We start from the raw sequence: 1,185 nt of genomic DNA, 5'->3' as shown, positions 1-1,185 counted from the left end.
CTCAATGTATTGCTTGATGATGGATATTGGCGCTCCGCCGCAACTACTGGCAAAGTAACCCGGAGTCCATAGAACGCCTTTGTAGTAATACCGTGCGGCAATGTCGGGGCGATCACGACGCAGTAACCTACTGGACACCCCCTTGAGGCTGTTCACCAAACTGGATACCGCTAATTTTGGTGGGTAGTTGATCAGCAGGTGAACGTGATCTCTTTCTCCATCCATCTCAACCAGCTCAACATCAAAATCAGCGCATACACTGGCAAAATAGATTCGTAGCTTCTCGATAGCATCCTGATCAAACACTCTGCGTCGATACTTGGCAACAAACACCAAGTGAACATGCATCAGGAAAGTACAGTGTCTTCCTCGACGAATATCAATTTCTTTTGTCATAGGCCAAAAGTATAATCAGAGGCATGAAACGACTACAAGCCTTCAAATTCCAGTTAAGACCTAATGGTCAACAAGAGCGCGATATGAGGCGCTTCGCTGGGGCATGTCGTTTTGTATTCAATAAATCGCTGGCCTTACAGAATGAGAATCATGAGGCCGGAAATAAATTCATGCCCTATGTAAAAATGGCTGCATGGCTCGTTGAGTGGAAAAACGAACCTGAAACACGGTGGTTGAAAGAAGCACCGTCTCAGCCTTTGCAACAGGCGTTAAAAGACCTTGAACGCGCCTATAAAAATTTCTTTCAGAAACGAGCATCATTCCCCCGGTTTAAAAAACGTGGTCAAAGCGACTCATTTCGCTACCCGCAGGGCGTGAAGCTGGAGCAGGAAAATAACCGCATATCGTTGCCAAAATTGGGCTGGATAAGCTACCGCAACAGCCGTGAGGTTGTGGGTGAGGTGAAGAACGTCACCGTCAGTCAGTCATGCGGCAAGTGGTACGTCAGCATCCAGACGGAATACGAAGTATCGGAGCCTCAACATGAATCAACATCGATGGTGGGGCTTGATGCTGGCATAGCGAAGCTGGCTACACTCTCTGACGGCACTGTTTTTGAGCCTGTAAATAGCTTTAAAACCAATCAGAAGAAACTCGCCAGACTCCAGCGTGAAATGAGCCGTAAGGTGAAGTTCAGCAACAATTGGAAGAAGGCCAAACGCAAAGTGCAAAACCTGCACTCTCGTATCGCAAATATACGCCACGACTACCTTCATAAAGTCAGCACGA

The 1,185-nt window shown here is 47.3% G+C and carries 2 protein-coding genes; one reads left to right on the top strand and one right to left on the bottom strand.

Translation table 11 applies throughout. From position 1 onward, the window contains the following. Positions 1 to 396, bottom strand: a 396-nt coding sequence (tnpA, locus tag EIEH_RS15695) for an IS200/IS605 family transposase (protein ID WP_035610222.1), incomplete at its 3' end; no start/stop codon positions are given. A gap of 23 nt (positions 397 to 419) precedes the next feature. Here tnpA and EIEH_RS15690 point away from each other — a divergent pair. Then, positions 420 to 1,185: RNA-guided endonuclease InsQ/TnpB family protein (locus EIEH_RS15690; RefSeq protein WP_035610220.1), on the top strand; the 766-nt coding region annotated here is incomplete at its 3' end.

This window comes from Edwardsiella ictaluri ATCC 33202 (assembly GCF_000264785.1).
GTDB classification, from domain to species: domain Bacteria; phylum Pseudomonadota; class Gammaproteobacteria; order Enterobacterales; family Enterobacteriaceae; genus Edwardsiella; species Edwardsiella ictaluri.
Note: the sequence above shows the minus strand (reverse complement) of the source record. Positions and strands in the feature narration are given on the sequence as shown.